A 14852-nucleotide genomic window follows, 5' to 3' on the forward strand; every position below is an offset into this window, starting at 1 on the left:
TCAGTCAGTCGACCGAGTCGGGTCGGTCCGCGGCCTCGACGGCCGCGAGCGGGAGTTCGATGACGAAGACGCTCCCCCGGGGTTCGTTGTCTTCGATATGCACGGTGCCGCCGAAGTTGGTGACGATTGTCTCGACGAGGTACAGTCCCGTTCCGGTGCCGGGGCTCTCTAACCCTTTCGCGCCCTTCCCGAAGACGACCGACTTTTGTTCGTCGGAGATTCCGGGGCCGTCGTCGGCGATGCGGACGGTGACGCGCCCGTCGTCCGCCGCCGCCGAGACGGCGACCGACGGCTCGTCGCGGTCGCTGTGGACGACCGCGTTCTTCAGGACGTTCACGAACACGGAGTCGAGCAGGTCGTTGGCGGACACCGTCGCGGACGGGAGGTCGGCGACCGCGAACGTCGCGTTCGGGTGCCCCTCGCGAACGTCTTCGACGGCCTCCCGGAGCGTGGCGCCGACGTCGAGGTGACGACGGCGCTCGTCGTCGTTCGTCGCGCGCATCAGCTGTCCGAGCACGTCGGTGAGGTCGACGGTGTTGAGCGCCCGCCGGAGCGCGGTCTCCAACTGCGACCGCGCCTCGTCGGACAGCGGCTCGTGTTCGAGGACAATGTCGATGTACGCCGTCACGAGCTGCATGTCGTTTCGGATGTCGTGGCGGACGATTCGGTTCAGCACCTCCAGTTCGTCGTTTCTCGACTCCAGGGCGAGTTCGTAGTGCTTCCGGGGCGTCACGTCCCGGACCGAGACCACCCACCCGAGGGGGTCGCCGGCGCGGTCGAGCGGGATGCGCGTCAGTTCGACGTAGCGCTCGCCCTCGACGAGCACGTCGCACGACGAGTGCTCGCCGTCGAGGTCGTCGTCGAGGTCGCCGTAGTTCGGGAGGGCCTCGCTCGCCGGACGACCGAGGAGGGGGTCGCCGGTTCCCAACAGCGGCCGGACGTGGTCGTTGACGTGGACGACGACCCCGTCGGCGTCGAGGACGACGAGGCCGTCAGCCGAGTGCGCGCCGGCGGTCGCGTAGGCGAGCGGGAGGATGTCGAGGAGCTTGTAGCGGTAGACGGCGATGCCGAACGTCACCGAGGGGACCGCGAGCGAGGCGGGGATGAGGTTGACGCCCCCGGCGAGCGGCGGGGTGTGGGTGAGTTCGAGCGCGGCGACGACCGACGGAACGAGCATCCCGACGATGAGGAGCGTCGCCTGCGTCCGGTAGGGGCGGTCGAGTTCGAGCGCGTACTGACCGATGATGCCGAGTCCGAGAAACAGCAGGACGAACCCGTAGACGAGGCCGAACACGCTCACCGGGCCGTCGGCGACGGAGAGTACGGCCACGCCGTCGACGGTCGACAGCTCCCAGCCGGTGTAACCCAGTTCCAGCGGGTTGACAAAGAGGACGGCGAGGAACACCGCGGGAACGACGTACAGCGACGCCACCACGTGGCGGTCGAGCAGCTCCCGGCGGTCGGTGTACGCGAGGGCGAAGACGAAGAACGTCGGCGCGGCCGTCATCGCCCCGACGTGGAGGAGCTTGTACGCCAGCAGTTTCGCGCCGGGGTCGACGAGGAACAGCTTGACCGCCGTCGTCGCGGTCCAGAAGGCGACGGCGGCCGTCAGCACGGCGAACGAGACGACGGTCGGGTTCCGCCCGCGGCGGCGGACGAACTGGACGGCGTAGGCGGAGAGGACGCCGGCGACCACCGCCGCGAAGACCATCGGGTAGGCGTAGGCGGTGTGCTGCCAGTTCATCGGGCGCCTCGCTCGTCAGTCACGGTTCGAGCGGTGCCCTCGGAGGCGTCGTCTCGGAGATGGTGCCCGGCATCGTTGACTATGGACGGCGATACTCCGCCATCGGATAAAGAACTTCTCAGGGGAACCGCCGGACTGCGGGAGCGCTTCCACCGGGGGCGGCGTCAGGCGTGCAGTTCCTCGTCGACGAGGTCGACCGCCCGCGAAATCGCGCCGACCGAGGTGAGATGACCGGCTCCGACGGTGGCTTTCATCGCCTTCGCGGCCTTCCCGCGGAAGATGCTCGGGCCGACCTGCGCGACCGCGCCGTCGCCGACCGAGACGATCCAGCCGGGCACTTCGAACCGGTAGGGGTCGGGCCGCGGCGCGAAGTCGTTCCCGTCGCCGTCGAGTTCGAATTCGACCTGCGCCGCGACGTTGCCGGCGACGGTTTTCGCCTCGCGGAGGGCCGCGGAGGCGCTCGCGGGGACCGGCTCGCCGTCGGCGTCGACCGCGCGGGCCGCGTCGCCGACGACGAACGTCCGCCGGTCGAGCCGGAGGTCGGCCCTGACGGGGGGTCGCTCGCCGCCCATCGCGTCGTCGCCGGCGATGCCGCCGGTCCAGACCAGCAGGTCGTAGTCGAGGTCGCCGGTGTCGGTCGCGACGGTCGCGTCCGTCACCGACTCGACGGTCGTCTCGGTCCGAATCTCGACGCCCCTGTCGAGGAGTTCGTCGCGGACCGCCCGCTGGAACGGCTCGGCGAACGACGGCGCGACGGCGTCCAGTTGCTCCACGAGGACGACGTCGGCGTGCGCGCCCTCCTCGTCGCGGAGCGCGGCGAGTTCGCCCGCGACCTGCACGCCCGACAGCCCCGCGCCGCCGACGACGACGGTCCCGCCCTCGTCGCAGTCGTCGAAGAACCGCTTGCGGATGGTTTCGGCGTCGGCGACGCGCTTCAGCGGGACCGAGTGGGCTTCGAGGCCGGGGATGCCGTAGTAGGCGGTCTCCGCGCCCAGACAGACCGCGCAGTAGTCGTAGTCGAGCGCGTCGCCCTCGGCGAGTTCGACGGTCCGCGCGTCGCGGTCGACGCCCGTCACGCGGTCGACGACGACCTCGGCGCGGTCGAGCGCCTCGTCGAGGGGGACCTGAATCGCGTCGGCGACCGCCGGCCGTCGAATCGCGCGGTGGACTTCGTGTTGGACGAGGTGGTGCGGGGAGTCGTTCACCACGGTCAGGTCGGCGTCGACGGGGAGTCGGCGTTCGAGGTCGCGGGCGAGCGTGAGGCCCGCGTACCCGGCACCGAGAACCAGGACACGCATGGCTGTCTCGTCGGGCGCGAGCAAAAAGAGGGTGACGGCGGTCGCGGTACGCGGCGGTCGGTCGGACGCTCAGAACAGCGCTTCGGACTCGTCGAGCACTTCGGCGGGGCCGCCGACGCCCCACACGTCGGTTTCGACGCCGCAGTCGGCGACGGCTTCCTCGACGCGGTCGACGTGTTCCTCGGTGGTGTTGACGTAGACGCTCGCGCCGGTGTCGGTCGAGAAGTAGACCGGCACGTCCTCTTCGTTCCGGAGCCTGCGGACGGCGTTGAAGACGGCGATGGTGCGCGGCTGCCAGTAGACCCAGCCGGCGGGCCCGGTCATCGTCGTCGCCGCGAGCGACAGCGAGTCGTGCTCGGCGAGTTCGAAGGCGGCGTCGAAGTCGGCGTCGTACAGCGCGTCGCGCATGTCGTCTATCTGGGCGTGGATGTGGGCCATCCGGGCCTGGAACATGTGGCTGTCGGCGGCCTCGGCGTGGGCCTGCTCGGTCTCCTTGTAGGCGGGGACGTGCGCGGCGACGATGCGCAGGTCGTCTTCGAGGTCGGTCTCGATGCGCTCGGAGCGGCAGTCGGTGTCGTTCATCCCCGAGTAGAGGTGCGAGACCGCGCCCGTGACGGCGCGGGCGGCGGACGCCGACCCGCGGCGGGCGATGGTCGAGACTTCGGGATGCGTCATGTCGAGGTCGGCCGCCTCGGCGAGCGCCATCGCGGCCGCGGCGAACCCGGACGCCGACGAACCGAACCCGATGTTCGAGGGGAAGGAGTTCTCACTTTCGAGGCGGACGCGGTGGTCGAAGTCGGCCAGCTCGCGGACCCGGTCGACGACGGCGCGGATGCGCTCCGCGCCCCGGCCCTCGACTTCCTCGCCGCCGATGACGTAGACGTCTTCGTCGGCGTCGGGGAGGAATTCGACGGTCGTCTTCGTGTGGCTCGGGGCCGTGCAGACGCTGATGCTGTCGTGGTACGGCATCCGTCGCTCCGTGTCTCGCATCCCGTGATACTTCACGAGGCCCTGAATCGGGTGGGCCTTGGCGGTGGCCTTCATGTTCGAACGCCCGTCGGACTCGGGGTTAAACGTCCCGATAGGTGTCGACACCGGCGGGTAACGGGTACAGTCGGTCGGAAATCGAGTGCGCGCCGGCGGGACGGCCGGCGCGGGTCGGTCGCAACGGTGCGCAGGAAGGACGCACGTTCTCCCTCTCCAGCGGGAGGCGGTCGAGTTCGATACGGTGGGTCGCTCGTTCGGTTACTTGGGTAGTCGTATCGTGTTGGCTGTCTCGTGATTGATTCGCTGGGTTCGGTTCGATTGGTTGGCTGGTTAGTCGAGTTCGATGCGGGCGGTTCGTTACGATGCGGGCGGTTCGTTACGATGCGGGCGGTTCGTTACGATTCGATTGGTTGGCTGGTCGTTCGAGTTCGGTGCGGGTGGTTCGTTGCTGTTCGTCGTCGTGCGATTGGTTCTGCCCGGCTATTCTGTGGACTCGGATTCGTGTCCTCGCTCCCAGACGTTCATGACGCTCTCGCCTGTGGGCGGTGTGTGGCTGACGTCTCGCATCGTCTTCGGGCGGTCACTTGTGTTGCTCATGTGTTGCCTTGGTAGTTGCTACCACGGTTCGTGGATAAAGATTTCGGCGATGTTATATTACGACTTATTAGCATACTAGGAGATATGAGGGGCGAGTCGAGCCGGACCCGAACGCGGGTGGAGCGCACGCCGGAGGGACGGCGACTGGCCGTCTCCCGACGGATTTCGGCTCCCGCGGACGCGGCGTGGGACGTGTTGGTGTCGGTCGCCGACTGGCCCGACTGGGGGCCGAGCGTGTCGGCCGTCCGCGGCGTCGACGGACGCATCGAGGCGGGGAGTCGCGGCGAGGTCCGCGTCGCCGGCGTCTGGGTCCCGTTCAGCATCGAGACGTGCGACGACGAGTCCCGTCGGTGGACGTGGCGCGTGGCCGGGATTCCGGCGACGGGACACCGCGTGGAGTCGGTCGGGGCCGACCGCTGCGAGGTGGCGTTCGAAGTGCCGGTTCTCGCGGGGCCGTACGCCGCGGTCTGTGCGCTCGCGCTGCGCAGAATCGAGCGGCTCGCGAAGCGGCGGCTCACAGACGAGGCGAGCCGGGGCCGAAGTGAGTGAGTGAGTGAGGTGAGTCAGCGAGCCGAGGACGTATCTCAAAGCGACGGCTCAGAACGGGCCGAACAGCACGAACGCAGCCGCGACCGCCGCGATGACCACGGCCGCGACGAGGAGTGCGAGCGCGCGACCGGAGCCGGCGTCCTCGGCGGCGTCCGCCTCGGCCGCGGCGCGGGCTTCCTCGGCGTCGATCTCGTCGACGATGTCCTCGAACTCCGGTTCGTGCGGCTCGTGATACTCGTCGATGATAGCCTCGTCGAGGTCGGCGTCCTCGAGCGCTCCGACGAGGTCGGGAAGCGTCACGAGTTCGATGGGGGCTTCGACCTCGACGGGGTCGACGAGGAGCGCCCGGTCGCCGTTGTCGTCGGGCTCGCCGAGCTGTTCATCGTCCGCGAACGCGAGCGCGAGCGTCTCTTCGGCCCGCGCTTCGTCGCCGGTCGTCAGGAGCGTCCCGTCGATACCGCGGCCGTCGCAGCGCTCCGCGAACGCCTCGACGCTCCGGGCGTCGAACGCGGCCTCGACGTCTATCCAGACGACCTCGGTCGGCTGTGACTCGCCTTCGGGAGCCGCAAAGAGGAACGTCCGCTCGTCGCGGGCGGTCCGTTTCGTCCGCTCCCCGCGGGCCGAGCGGACCCGCTCGACGACGGTCGCCGCGTCGTCGGTATCGAGAAACGAGAGCACACTCGACAACGACACGTCGCTCATTGTTCGGACAGACTTCGCATCCCGCGATAAACCTTCGCGCCTCATTATCAATTTGTGATAACCGGCGGGTCGTCGGCGCAGCCTCGTCGGGACGTCAGTCGGGGCGGACGAGTTCGAACCGGTCGTCGGTCGTCGCGTACTCGTTGCCCGCGAGCCGGCCGACCGCGTCGAGTTTCCTCGTGTCGAGTTTGCCGTCGGTCAACACTTCGTCGGCGACGTGCGCGTGGACGACTTCGCCGAGGACGAGCGTCGAGGAGCCGACCTCCACGCTGTCGTAGAGGGTGCACTCGAAGGCGACTTTGGCGTCGGCGACGCGGGGAGCGTCGACCCGGACGCACTCGGCCTTCTCGATGCCGGCGTGTTCGAACTCGTCGACGCCGGGCGGGACCGTCGCGGCGGTCTCGTTCATCGCCTCGACGAGGTCTCGGGTGACGACGTTGACGACGAACTCGCCGCGGGAGATGGCGTTTCGCGGCGTGTCCTTCAGCGACGGGCCGCGGCCGACCGGCGCGAAGACGACGACCGGCGGGTCGACGCTGGCGACGGTGGAAAAACTGTACGGCGCGAGGTTGTCGGCGTCGTCGCCACGGGTGCTCACCCACGCGATGGGGCGGGGGACCACGGCCCCCGAGAGCAGGCGGTACGGCGAGCCGAACTCGTCGGGCGCGCCGTCCATCAGCGACCCGCCTCCGCGGGCGGACGGGGTCGGCTATGCGGCGGGAGACGTGCGGGTGTCGAGTCCGGTATTGCGTCGGTCATGAATGGGTGTGTGGTGGGTTCGGACGCCGATGAATCTGTGGGGCTGCGGCGGGTCGGGAGGCTCGTCGTCGCGTGGGAGTCGCCTCGGCGCGGTTAGAACAGCGTCAGGCCGACGGCGTAGGACCACGTCGTCCCGCTGAGCGCGAGGAAGACGAGCGCGCCGCCGAGCATGACGACGTTCTTCAGGAAGCTCGTCATCTCGGACTCCTGTTGGTCCTCGGGAACCGCCCAGAAGTCGTGGAACACCGGCGTCCCGACGACGAGGAAGACGGCGACGGCACCGGCGGCGAGCGCGGGCAGGACGCCGAGGGCGATACCGAGACCGCCGAACACGAGCATCCCGCCGGAGACGACGACGCCGAGGCGAGCCGCCGGCAGGCCCTTCATCTCCGCGTAGCCGGTCATGTGGTCGAGGTTCAGGAAGTGGTTGAGTCCCATGAACGCGAGCACTGCGCCGAAGAGGACGCGCGCGAGGAGGAACGCGATGTCCGCACCGGGAGCGGCGAACTGGAGCGCGACGCTCATCTCGGTACCTCCGTCGCGGCGGTGGTTCTGTGACGGTCCGTCGTCGGGTGTAGTACTATCATTACGTTACCTGGTACGAGACGGAACCGATATATGTGTTTGCTGACATACATGTCACCGGGTAACCGTGCAGGTATCCGGTTACGCCGGCGTCACTCCAAGTCGGTGATGTCCACGAAGAGTTCGGTCGTTCGGTGGCTGAATCGGCACACTCCGGGCGAGTAAGTGGGAGCACGTTTCGTTCTCGGCCGATATATGGTACGTATATGGTAGTATTGTCCGACCCTCGAAAGATATACCCCGCTTGGCAGTGCATATCAGTATGGGACGTGTCAACCATGATGAAAACAACCAGCGGAGAGTCTCATTTATGACCGAGACGTGGGACTCCGCGGGGTACATCGCGAGTTCTCGGTATCGACTGGCCGTGTGTCGGTATCTCTCGGAGCACGGTTCGGGGCTTCCGTCCCGAATCGCCGCGGAGACCGACCTCGCACAGCCGCACGTGTCTCGGGCGCTCTCCGAACTGCGGGAGCGGGGCATCGTCGAACTCTTGGTTCCGGAGTCACAGCAGAAGGGGCGACTCTACGGACTGACGGACCTCGGCGAACTCGCTTACGAGCGGGTCGCACTCGACCAGGAAGCAGACATTACCGTCGTCAACGACGGCGAATTCCCCGCGCCCGAACTGTCCTCGGAGCTACAGGAAGCGTACGGGGGCGCGCTCCGAGCAATCGCGTGGTGTGAGCCGATTCAGACGCGGATTCGCTTCTTCGAGCAGTCGCTCATCGAGCGCTACGACGAAGACACCGTCAAGACGCTCGTCGCGACGCTCACGAACGAGGAGGCCATCGACCAACCCCTCGAAGACCTGCCAATCGGAGGGCCGGAACTCGTCGCGTTCGCCATCGACGACGCGCTCATCGTCAGGGTGCCCCTCGAGGACGGCGTGAAACTGCTCGTCTCGCTCGACGCGACCGTCGACGTGACGCTCAACGAACTCCGCGACTCCTGCCGGCAGATGACGGCTACGGCCCTCGACTCCTAACTCCGACGCTTTTGTCTCCCAGCCCCGTACTGCGAGCCGTGCCACAGCGATGCTCCGTCGTCGGTGTCGACGGCTGTCGGTCGGGCTGGGTGTGCGCCGTCGCCGCCGCGGACGGCCTCTCCGTGCGGGTCGTCTCTGACTTCGCCGCCGTCTGGGACCTCGCCCGCGAGCGTGACGCCGAGCGGGTGCTCGTGGACATCCCTATCGGTCTTCCCGAGTCCGACCGCCGCGCGTGCGACCGCGAGGCCCGCAACCTGCTCGGCGCTCGGGCCGCCACCGTCTTCTTCGCGCCCGTCCGGGCCGTCCTCGACGCCGACTCCCACGAGGCGGCAAGCGCGGCGAACCGCGAGCGAACCGGGGCGGGGCTCTCGATTCAGGCGTGGCACCTCGTGCCCAAAATCCGCGAGGTAGACGCCGTTCTTCGGGAGACACAGCGCGCCCGACAGCGCGTGTTCGAATCCCATCCCGAACTCGCCTTTGCCGCCTTCGCCGGCGAACCGCTCTCGGAACCGAAGTCGACGCCCGAGGGGCGCGACCGTCGTCTCGACGCGCTCAGGACGGCGTTCGCCGGAGCCGGAGTCGGCGACGACGGTTCGAATGCCGACGGGACGGACGCGCCGAAGTTCGACGCCGAGCGCGCCTACCGCGAGACGCTGGCCCGGACGCTCCGACGCGACGTAGCTCGCGACGACGTGCTCGACGCGCTCGCGCTCGCGGCCGCGGCCCGGCGACCGCTCGGGACGCTCCCGAGCGACCCGCCGCGGGACGCCGCCGGACTGGAGATGGCGATTCGCGTCCCGACGGGGGCTCTCGGGGTGAATACCGAAGTTTGACAATCACTAGCGCCTATCCGTAAAATCTTGAAACACACGAGTATATAGTCAACAATAGTGTTGGGTATTCTTCGGGGAGAAGATATTTATGCACGGTGTTCAATCGGATAGATGGCGCGGCCACTGTCGCCACCACGGAATACTCAGCCCAGCCCAATGCGTGATTCAGTGCCAGCACGCAGTCGGTCGCGCCTCCCGCTGCCTCTACGCGGGTTCGACGTCCCCGCCCCGGACTCGAACCCGACCGTTTCAACGCTCTGAGCGCCCGCTACGGTCGGTTTACCGCCCTGTTATCGCCCGGTTTCGGTCCTGTGTCCCCGGCCCGAAGCTACATCTACAACCCATCCTAACCCCGCGTATGTACACCGGCAGGACGGACCAGCCCTGCTGTCTCTGCGACGACCCGAAGACGGTCGCCCGCATCGCGGTCCCCCCGCGAGCGGTGACGCTGATGGAGAACGCCGCCCCCATCGCGTGGCGCGACATCGTCGGCGACGTGACGCTCCAGTTCTGCGAGAGCGACTGGGAACTCGTCACCGAGTTGGTCTTGGACCTCGGCATGCACCCTCTCTCTCGGTGCAACGTCGCCCGCGCGGACTTCAGTATCCGCGAGGACTTCGAGGCGCTCCTGAACAGCACCCGCGAGGAACCAGATCAGACAGCACAGGAAGACCACATGCTCGCCGAGGCCCGCGCCGTCATCGACGACGCCGACGACCCGATGGTCGAAGCGCGCGACCTCGTGGAGGCCCACGTCGTGGTCCGCGCGCTGGCCGAACTCGGCGTCGACAGGCCCGCGTGAGTCGCGTTCGGTGAGTCCCACGGAATCGTCGAATCGGACGTTCTCACCCGGCTGACTGTCTCGCGTAGGCCGCACACCGTATTTCTCCGCAGGGGACGTATCAGAGACCAGTTGGGTCGGTCCGTCGCCGCCCCCGCGCCGATGTCCGCGGACCCGGACGCCGTCGGTGCCGCCCGCCGGGACCTCACGATGAAGAGTTACACCGCTATCTTGGTCGCCGTACTGCTCGTCCTCGCCGCGCTCCCGACACCCGTCGCCGGCCAGCAGGCCGAACCGAACAACGTCCCCGTCTTCCGCGCCTACGTGGTCGACCCGGTGGTCGAACCCGGCGTCGAGACGACGGTGCGAGTGGTCTTCGCCAACGACCCGGTCGACACCGAAGACGTGGCGAAAACCGCGGAGAACGTCCGCGTCAGGCTTGACCCGCGGAGCACGCCGTTCACCGTCAGGACCGGCGACCTGTTCGTCGGCACGATGAACGACAGCGACACCCGCGAGGTCGCCTTCCGGGTCGAGGCCCCCGAGAACGTCGCGGCCGGCGAGTACAACCTCCGCCTCGACGTGTTCTACGAGTTCGACAACGCCCACCGCCGCGTCTACCGCCTCGACGTGCCCGTCAGAATCGAAGAGCGCGTGCGGTTCGCCGTCGTCGGTGCGGACTCGTCGGTCCCCGTCGGCGGGAGCGGCGCGGTCGCGTTGACCCTGCAGAACACGGGCGAACTCGACGCGCGGAACGCCGTCGTCGCGGTGACCGCCCAGTCTGCCGACGTGAGCTTCGACGGCGCGCAGACCGCGAGCAGTTTCGCCGCCGACTGGCCCGCCGGCGAGAATCGGACCTTCGTCTACGACACCGCGCTCGATTCCGAGGCGTCCGTCCGCGGCTACGTCCTCGGCGTCGCCGTCGCCTACGAGGACCCCGACGGCGCGCGCCGACAGTACCCCGACCTCGCCGCCGGGTTCGTCCCCTCGCCCAAGCAGTCGTTCTCCGTCGCGGACGTGACGAGCACGCTCCGCGTCGGCGACGAGGGTCGAATCGAGGGCGTCGTCGTCAACGACGGGACGACCCTCGCGCGCAACGCGGTCGTGACGCTTTCCCTCCCCGAGGGGAGCGCGACGGCGACCGAGACCGAGTTCGCCCTCGGCGACCTCGAACCCGGCGAGCGCGTCCCGTTCTCGTTCGACGTGGGAATCTCGGACGACGCGGACGCCGGCCCCCGGCAGTTCACCGCGACGGTCGCCTACCGCGACGCCGGGGGTGACCGGCGCACCGGCGACGACATCGACCTCCGGGTCGCCGTCGCGGCCGCGACCCCCGAGTTCGGCGTGACCGTCGACGAGGGCACCGTCGCGCCGGGCCGGAACGGACAACTCCGCGTGACGGTCGTCAACGACCGCGACGAGACGCTCACCGATATCTCCGCGAAGATATACCTCGAAGACCCCCTGTCGTCTGCCGACTCCGAGGCGTTCGTGGACGAACTCGCCCCCGGCGAGTCGGCGACGCTCGTGTTCGACGTGTCGGCCGCCCGCGGCGCGCTGGAGAAGGACTACCCGGCCGAACTCGACTTCCGCTACGACGACGGCGCGGGCGAGACGACCATCTCGGACGCCTACCGCGTGCCCGTCCGCGTCGAGGCACCCGAAGACAGTGGCGGTCTCCCGTTCGGCCTCTCGGCCCCGCTCGTCGGCGCGGTCGTCCTCCTCGCGGCGGTCGGCGGCGCGGGCGTCCTCGTCGTCCGCCGGCGGGGGCGGCGCTGAGCCGTGGCCCGACTGGAGTTCCAGCGGTTCGTCGACTGGGTCGACCACCGCATCGTCAACCGCTCGCGGCGCGTCATCCTCGTCTTCCTCGTCCTCACGCTGGTGTTCGGGGCGGGACTGAGCGCCGTCTCGACCGAGGCGGGGACCGAGCAGTTCGCCGAGGAGGTGCCGGAAGAAGAGGCGTTTTCGCGCGTCACCGAGGAGTTCTCGCCGCGCTTCGAGGCGGGGACCGGTAGCACGCAGCTCATCCAGCGCGCGCCGAACGTCCTGACGAGGCGCGAACTCCTGCGGATGCTCGAAGCGCAAAAGCGCCTCTCGGACCGCGACGACCTCCGCGTCGTCGGTACCGCCAGCGCCGCCTCGGTCGTCGCGGAGACGCTCGACGCCGACGCCGACGGCCTCGACGAGCAGATTGCGGCGCTCGAACGCGCGACCGACAGCGAGGTCGCCGCCGCGGTCCGCGAGAACGCCGACAACGAGCGCTTCACCGGTCTCCTCGCCGACGACTTCAACCCGACCGCGGCGAGCGCCTCGGCGACGATTGCGGTCGTCACCCACTCGATTCCGCTGGCCGACGAGGCCGGCGCGGGACAGGGCGGCGACAGCCCGCTCACCCCGATTCAGCGGACCGCCGGGCGCGTCGTCGCCACCGTCGGCGGCGACATCTCCGTCTTCGGCTCGGGCGTCATCGCCGACGAGTTCGGGACCGTCATCGCCGACTCGCTCGTCCTCGTCGTGCCCGCGGCCGTCGTCTTCATCCTCCTCTTTCTCGTCGTCGCCTACCGCGACCTCGTGGACCTGCTGTTGGGGACCGCCGCGCTCGGGATGGCCATCGTCTGGACGTTCGGCTTCCTCGGACTCGCGGGCATCCCGTTCAACCAGATTATGATCGCCGTGCCGCCGCTGCTCCTCGCGGTCGGCATCGACTTCGGCATCCACGCGGTCAACCGCTACCGCGAGGACCGCGCCGAGGGGCTTCCCGTCGGCGATGCGATGCGAAAGGCGACGGACCAGCTCCTCGTGGCGTTCTTCATCGTCACCGCGACCACCGTCATCGGCTTCCTGTCGAACCTCGTGAGCAACCTCACGCCGATTCGGGACTTCGGCGTCGTCGCGGCCATCGGCATCGTCTTCACCTTCCTCGTGTTCGGCGTGTTCCTCCCGGCGACGAAAGTCGAGGTCGACAGGCTCCGGGAGCGCTACCCGATTCCGACGTTCAGCCAGTCGCCGCTCGGCCGCGAGGGGAGTTCCCTCGGGACGGTTCTCCGGGTCGGCGTCGCGCCCGCCCTCCGCGCCCCCGCCGTCGTGCTCGTCGTCGCGCTCGTCCTCTCGGGGTCGGCGATGTGGTACGCCACGGGCGTCGACACCGAGTTCGGACAGGAGGACTTCCTGCCGCCCGCGGAGGCCCCGGCGTACCTGAAATCCCTCCCAGAGCCCTTCGCGCCGGGCGACTACAGCGTCGTCGCCGACATCGAGTTCCTCGAAGAGCGCTTTTCGTCCTCCCAGAGCGGGGTCGTGACGGTGTATCTGGAAGGTCGGCCCACGGACGACGCCTACCTCGAAACGCTCGACCGGGTCGCACAGGACCCGCCGGACACCTTCATCGTCGAGGACCGCCGCGCCGACTCGACGAGCGTCCTCACCGTCATCGAAGCCGAGGCCCGGGAGAACCCCGAGTTCGCCGCGGTCGTCGCGCGACACGACCGCGACGGCGACGGCGTCCCCGACCGGAACCTCGCCGAGGTGTACGACGCGCTGTTCGCCACCGACTCGGCCGCCCGCGCCGGCGAGTACCTCGCCGACGACTACCGGAGTTCGCGGGTCGACTACCGCGTCCGGGCCGACGCGGACGACGACGCGGTCGTCGCCGACGCCCGCGAGGTCGCCGCGCGCTTCCGCGGTCCGAGCACCGCCACCGGCGCGGTCGTCGTCTTCTCGGCCATCTCGGACCTCATCCTCGACTCCGCGGTGCAGAGCCTCGCCATCTCGATGGCCGGGACCGGCGCGTTCCTCGTGTTCGTCTACTGGTGGCTCGAACGCCGCCCGTCGCTCGCGCTCGCCAACCTCGTGCCCATCCTCGTCGCGGTCACGTTCGTCGCCGGGACGATGCGACTCGCCGGCATCTCCTTCAACGCCTTCACCGCGACGGTGCTCGCGCTGACCATCGGCCTCGGCGTGGACTACTCGGTCCACGTCGTCCACCGCTTCGTCGACGAGCGCGCCGACCACGACCTCGAAACCGCGCTCGACCGGACGGTCCGCGGCACCGGCGGCGCGCTCGCGGGCAGCATGCTCACGACCGTCTTCGGCCTCGGCGTGCTCGTCCTCGCGGTGCTCTCGGTCCTCGGCCAGTTCGGCCTGCTCACCGCCGCGAGCATCGTCTACTCGTTCCTCGCGTCGATGCTCGTGTTACCCTCGGCGCTGGTCCTCTGGGACCGGTTCAGCGGCAACGACCCGCTCGTTCCCCTGGGCGGCGTCGAGCGCGAGTCCGGCGCGGCGGCGACCGCCGACTGAGACCCGCGTCCCCGCTCACGCCCCGCTCGTATTCGCGCTCCCGCTTACGCGCCGGCTGGTATTCGACCCACTCACGCGCCGGTTCCGACGCCGAACAGCCGCGTCGACCCCCACGAGAGGACGACGATGCCGACGATGAACACCGCGAGCGCGGCCATCATCGGAAACGGGTCGAGCGACGGCCCGCCGAGGAACGGCCCGCGGACGATGAGAAACGAGGTGCCCATCGAGAGGCCGAGTCCGACGCTCGTGACGAGCGTGAAAAACAGTTTTGCGACGCCGATGCCCCGCGTGTCGTTCCGGAAGCGCATGGAGACAGGTCCCCCGAACCCCGCTTGAACGATTTGGCCGTCTCGTTGATGTTATCGGGCGGTTGTCGGGTTCTCGTCAGCGCTCGACGCGGAAGCCGGTCTCGCCGTCCGGCTCCTCGTAGGTGACGTCCACGTCCTCGACGGACGCCATCGGACTCCCCTCGTGGCACCACTCGACCATCGCCTCCACGTCGTCGCGGGGCCCCTCGAAGACGGCCTCGACGCGGCCGTCCGAGAGGTTCTTCACCCAGCCGTCGACGCCGCGGTCGCGGGCGGTGTCGCGGGTCGTCGCCCGGTAGTAGACGCCCTGTACGTGTCCCGAGACGTAGACGTGCGCGCGGGTTCGACCGTGTTCGCTCATGGCTCCCGATTCGTCATCCGTCGTCAAAGGCGTGCTGCCTCGGGCGGTCGGTTCGGCGGTCCGT

The 14852-nt window shown here is 68.9% G+C and carries 14 protein-coding genes; 6 read left to right on the forward strand and 8 right to left on the reverse strand.

Annotation, left to right across the window (positions count from 1 at the left end):
* Positions 1 to 4 precede the first annotated feature (4 nt).
* The 3 genes from DEQ92_RS01550 to mvaD form a co-directional block, all read right to left on the reverse strand.
* Entirely contained in the window at positions 5 to 1744 is a 1740-nt protein-coding gene (locus tag DEQ92_RS01550) for a histidine kinase N-terminal 7TM domain-containing protein (RefSeq protein ID WP_004977098.1), read from the reverse strand.
* 164 nt (positions 1745 to 1908) lie between these two features.
* Positions 1909 to 3042, reverse strand: coding sequence for an NAD(P)/FAD-dependent oxidoreductase (locus DEQ92_RS01555; protein WP_049905214.1), 1134 nt, complete (start codon positions 3040 to 3042; stop codon positions 1909 to 1911).
* 69 nt (positions 3043 to 3111) lie between these two features.
* Positions 3112 to 4086 (reverse strand): phosphomevalonate decarboxylase MvaD, encoded by a 975-nt coding sequence (gene mvaD, locus DEQ92_RS01560; RefSeq protein ID WP_004977100.1) that lies wholly within the window; start codon positions 4084 to 4086, stop codon positions 3112 to 3114.
* A 624-nt stretch (positions 4087 to 4710) separates the two neighbouring features.
* On the opposite strand from mvaD, the gene DEQ92_RS01565 reads away from it, so the two are divergent.
* Positions 4711 to 5175: an SRPBCC family protein gene (locus DEQ92_RS01565; protein WP_233516820.1), complete on the forward strand. Its 465-nt coding sequence runs from the start codon at positions 4711 to 4713 to the stop codon at positions 5173 to 5175.
* A 48-nt stretch (positions 5176 to 5223) separates the two neighbouring features.
* Here the strand turns inward: DEQ92_RS01565 and DEQ92_RS01570 are convergent, their stop codons facing one another.
* The 3 genes from DEQ92_RS01570 to DEQ92_RS01580 form a co-directional block, all read right to left on the reverse strand.
* Positions 5224 to 5877 (reverse strand): hypothetical protein, encoded by a 654-nt coding sequence (locus DEQ92_RS01570; protein ID WP_115820338.1) that lies wholly within the window; start codon positions 5875 to 5877, stop codon positions 5224 to 5226.
* A 94-nt stretch (positions 5878 to 5971) separates the two neighbouring features.
* Positions 5972 to 6553, reverse strand: a complete 582-nt coding sequence (locus DEQ92_RS01575) for a flavin reductase family protein (protein ID WP_115820339.1) — start codon at positions 6551 to 6553, stop codon at positions 5972 to 5974.
* A 176-nt stretch (positions 6554 to 6729) separates the two neighbouring features.
* Positions 6730 to 7161, reverse strand: coding sequence for a DoxX family protein (locus DEQ92_RS01580; protein ID WP_004977104.1), 432 nt, complete (start codon positions 7159 to 7161; stop codon positions 6730 to 6732).
* Positions 7162 to 7531: 370 nt separating this feature from the next.
* Between DEQ92_RS01580 and DEQ92_RS01585 the strand changes: the two genes are divergently transcribed.
* The 5 genes from DEQ92_RS01585 (at position 7532) to DEQ92_RS01605 (ending at position 14116) form a co-directional block, all read left to right on the forward strand.
* Complete coding sequence (locus tag DEQ92_RS01585; protein ID WP_050459030.1) at positions 7532 to 8209, forward strand: winged helix-turn-helix domain-containing protein; 678 nt, start codon at positions 7532 to 7534, stop codon at positions 8207 to 8209.
* Positions 8210 to 8247: 38 nt separating this feature from the next.
* On the forward strand, positions 8248 to 9042 hold the full coding sequence (locus DEQ92_RS01590; protein ID WP_115820340.1) for a DUF429 domain-containing protein: 795 nt from the start codon (positions 8248 to 8250) through the stop codon (positions 9040 to 9042).
* Between the two features lie 358 nt (positions 9043 to 9400).
* Positions 9401 to 9844, forward strand: coding sequence for a hypothetical protein (locus tag DEQ92_RS01595; RefSeq protein ID WP_115820341.1), 444 nt, complete (start codon positions 9401 to 9403; stop codon positions 9842 to 9844).
* A gap of 111 nt (positions 9845 to 9955) precedes the next feature.
* Positions 9956 to 11602 carry a COG1361 S-layer family protein gene (locus DEQ92_RS01600; RefSeq protein WP_233510291.1) on the forward strand — a complete coding sequence of 549 codons (1647 nt, stop codon included), beginning with the start codon at positions 9956 to 9958 and terminating at the stop codon, positions 11600 to 11602.
* A gap of 3 nt (positions 11603 to 11605) precedes the next feature.
* The gene (locus tag DEQ92_RS01605; RefSeq protein ID WP_004977110.1) at positions 11606 to 14116 is read left to right on the forward strand and encodes an RND family transporter; all 2511 of its coding nucleotides are present in this window, start codon (positions 11606 to 11608) and stop codon (positions 14114 to 14116) included.
* Between the two features lie 71 nt (positions 14117 to 14187).
* Here the strand turns inward: DEQ92_RS01605 and DEQ92_RS01610 are convergent, their stop codons facing one another.
* Together DEQ92_RS01610 and DEQ92_RS01615 are read right to left on the reverse strand one after the other, a co-directional pair.
* Positions 14188 to 14427 (reverse strand): hypothetical protein, encoded by a 240-nt coding sequence (locus tag DEQ92_RS01610; protein ID WP_004977111.1) that lies wholly within the window; start codon positions 14425 to 14427, stop codon positions 14188 to 14190.
* Positions 14428 to 14503: 76 nt separating this feature from the next.
* Positions 14504 to 14788, reverse strand: coding sequence for an acylphosphatase (locus tag DEQ92_RS01615; protein ID WP_004977112.1), 285 nt, complete (start codon positions 14786 to 14788; stop codon positions 14504 to 14506).
* Between the last annotated feature and the right edge of the window lie 64 nt (positions 14789 to 14852).

The organism is Haloferax sp. Atlit-6N (assembly GCF_003383195.1).
In the GTDB taxonomy this organism is placed as follows: domain Archaea; phylum Halobacteriota; class Halobacteria; order Halobacteriales; family Haloferacaceae; genus Haloferax; species Haloferax gibbonsii.

What these genes read in the sequence shown, in the direction of transcription:
- DEQ92_RS01550 (WP_004977098.1), bottom strand. Translation starts at nt 1,744, where the DNA reads ATGAACTGGCAGCACACCGCCTACGCCTACCCGATGGTCTTCGCGGCG.
- DEQ92_RS01555 (WP_049905214.1), bottom strand. Translation starts at nt 3,042, where the DNA reads ATGCGTGTCCTGGTTCTCGGTGCCGGGTACGCGGGCCTCACGCTCGCC.
- mvaD (WP_004977100.1), bottom strand. Translation starts at nt 4,086, where the DNA reads ATGAAGGCCACCGCCAAGGCCCACCCGATTCAGGGCCTCGTGAAGTAT.
- DEQ92_RS01565 (WP_233516820.1), top strand. Translation starts at nt 4,711, where the DNA reads ATGAGGGGCGAGTCGAGCCGGACCCGAACGCGGGTGGAGCGCACGCCG.
- DEQ92_RS01570 (WP_115820338.1), bottom strand. Translation starts at nt 5,877, where the DNA reads ATGAGCGACGTGTCGTTGTCGAGTGTGCTCTCGTTTCTCGATACCGAC.
- DEQ92_RS01575 (WP_115820339.1), bottom strand. Translation starts at nt 6,553, where the DNA reads ATGGACGGCGCGCCCGACGAGTTCGGCTCGCCGTACCGCCTGCTCTCG.
- DEQ92_RS01580 (WP_004977104.1), bottom strand. Translation starts at nt 7,161, where the DNA reads ATGAGCGTCGCGCTCCAGTTCGCCGCTCCCGGTGCGGACATCGCGTTC.
- DEQ92_RS01585 (WP_050459030.1), top strand. Translation starts at nt 7,532, where the DNA reads ATGACCGAGACGTGGGACTCCGCGGGGTACATCGCGAGTTCTCGGTAT.
- DEQ92_RS01595 (WP_115820341.1), top strand. Translation starts at nt 9,401, where the DNA reads ATGTACACCGGCAGGACGGACCAGCCCTGCTGTCTCTGCGACGACCCG.
- DEQ92_RS01610 (WP_004977111.1), bottom strand. Translation starts at nt 14,427, where the DNA reads ATGCGCTTCCGGAACGACACGCGGGGCATCGGCGTCGCAAAACTGTTT.
- DEQ92_RS01615 (WP_004977112.1), bottom strand. Translation starts at nt 14,788, where the DNA reads ATGAGCGAACACGGTCGAACCCGCGCGCACGTCTACGTCTCGGGACAC.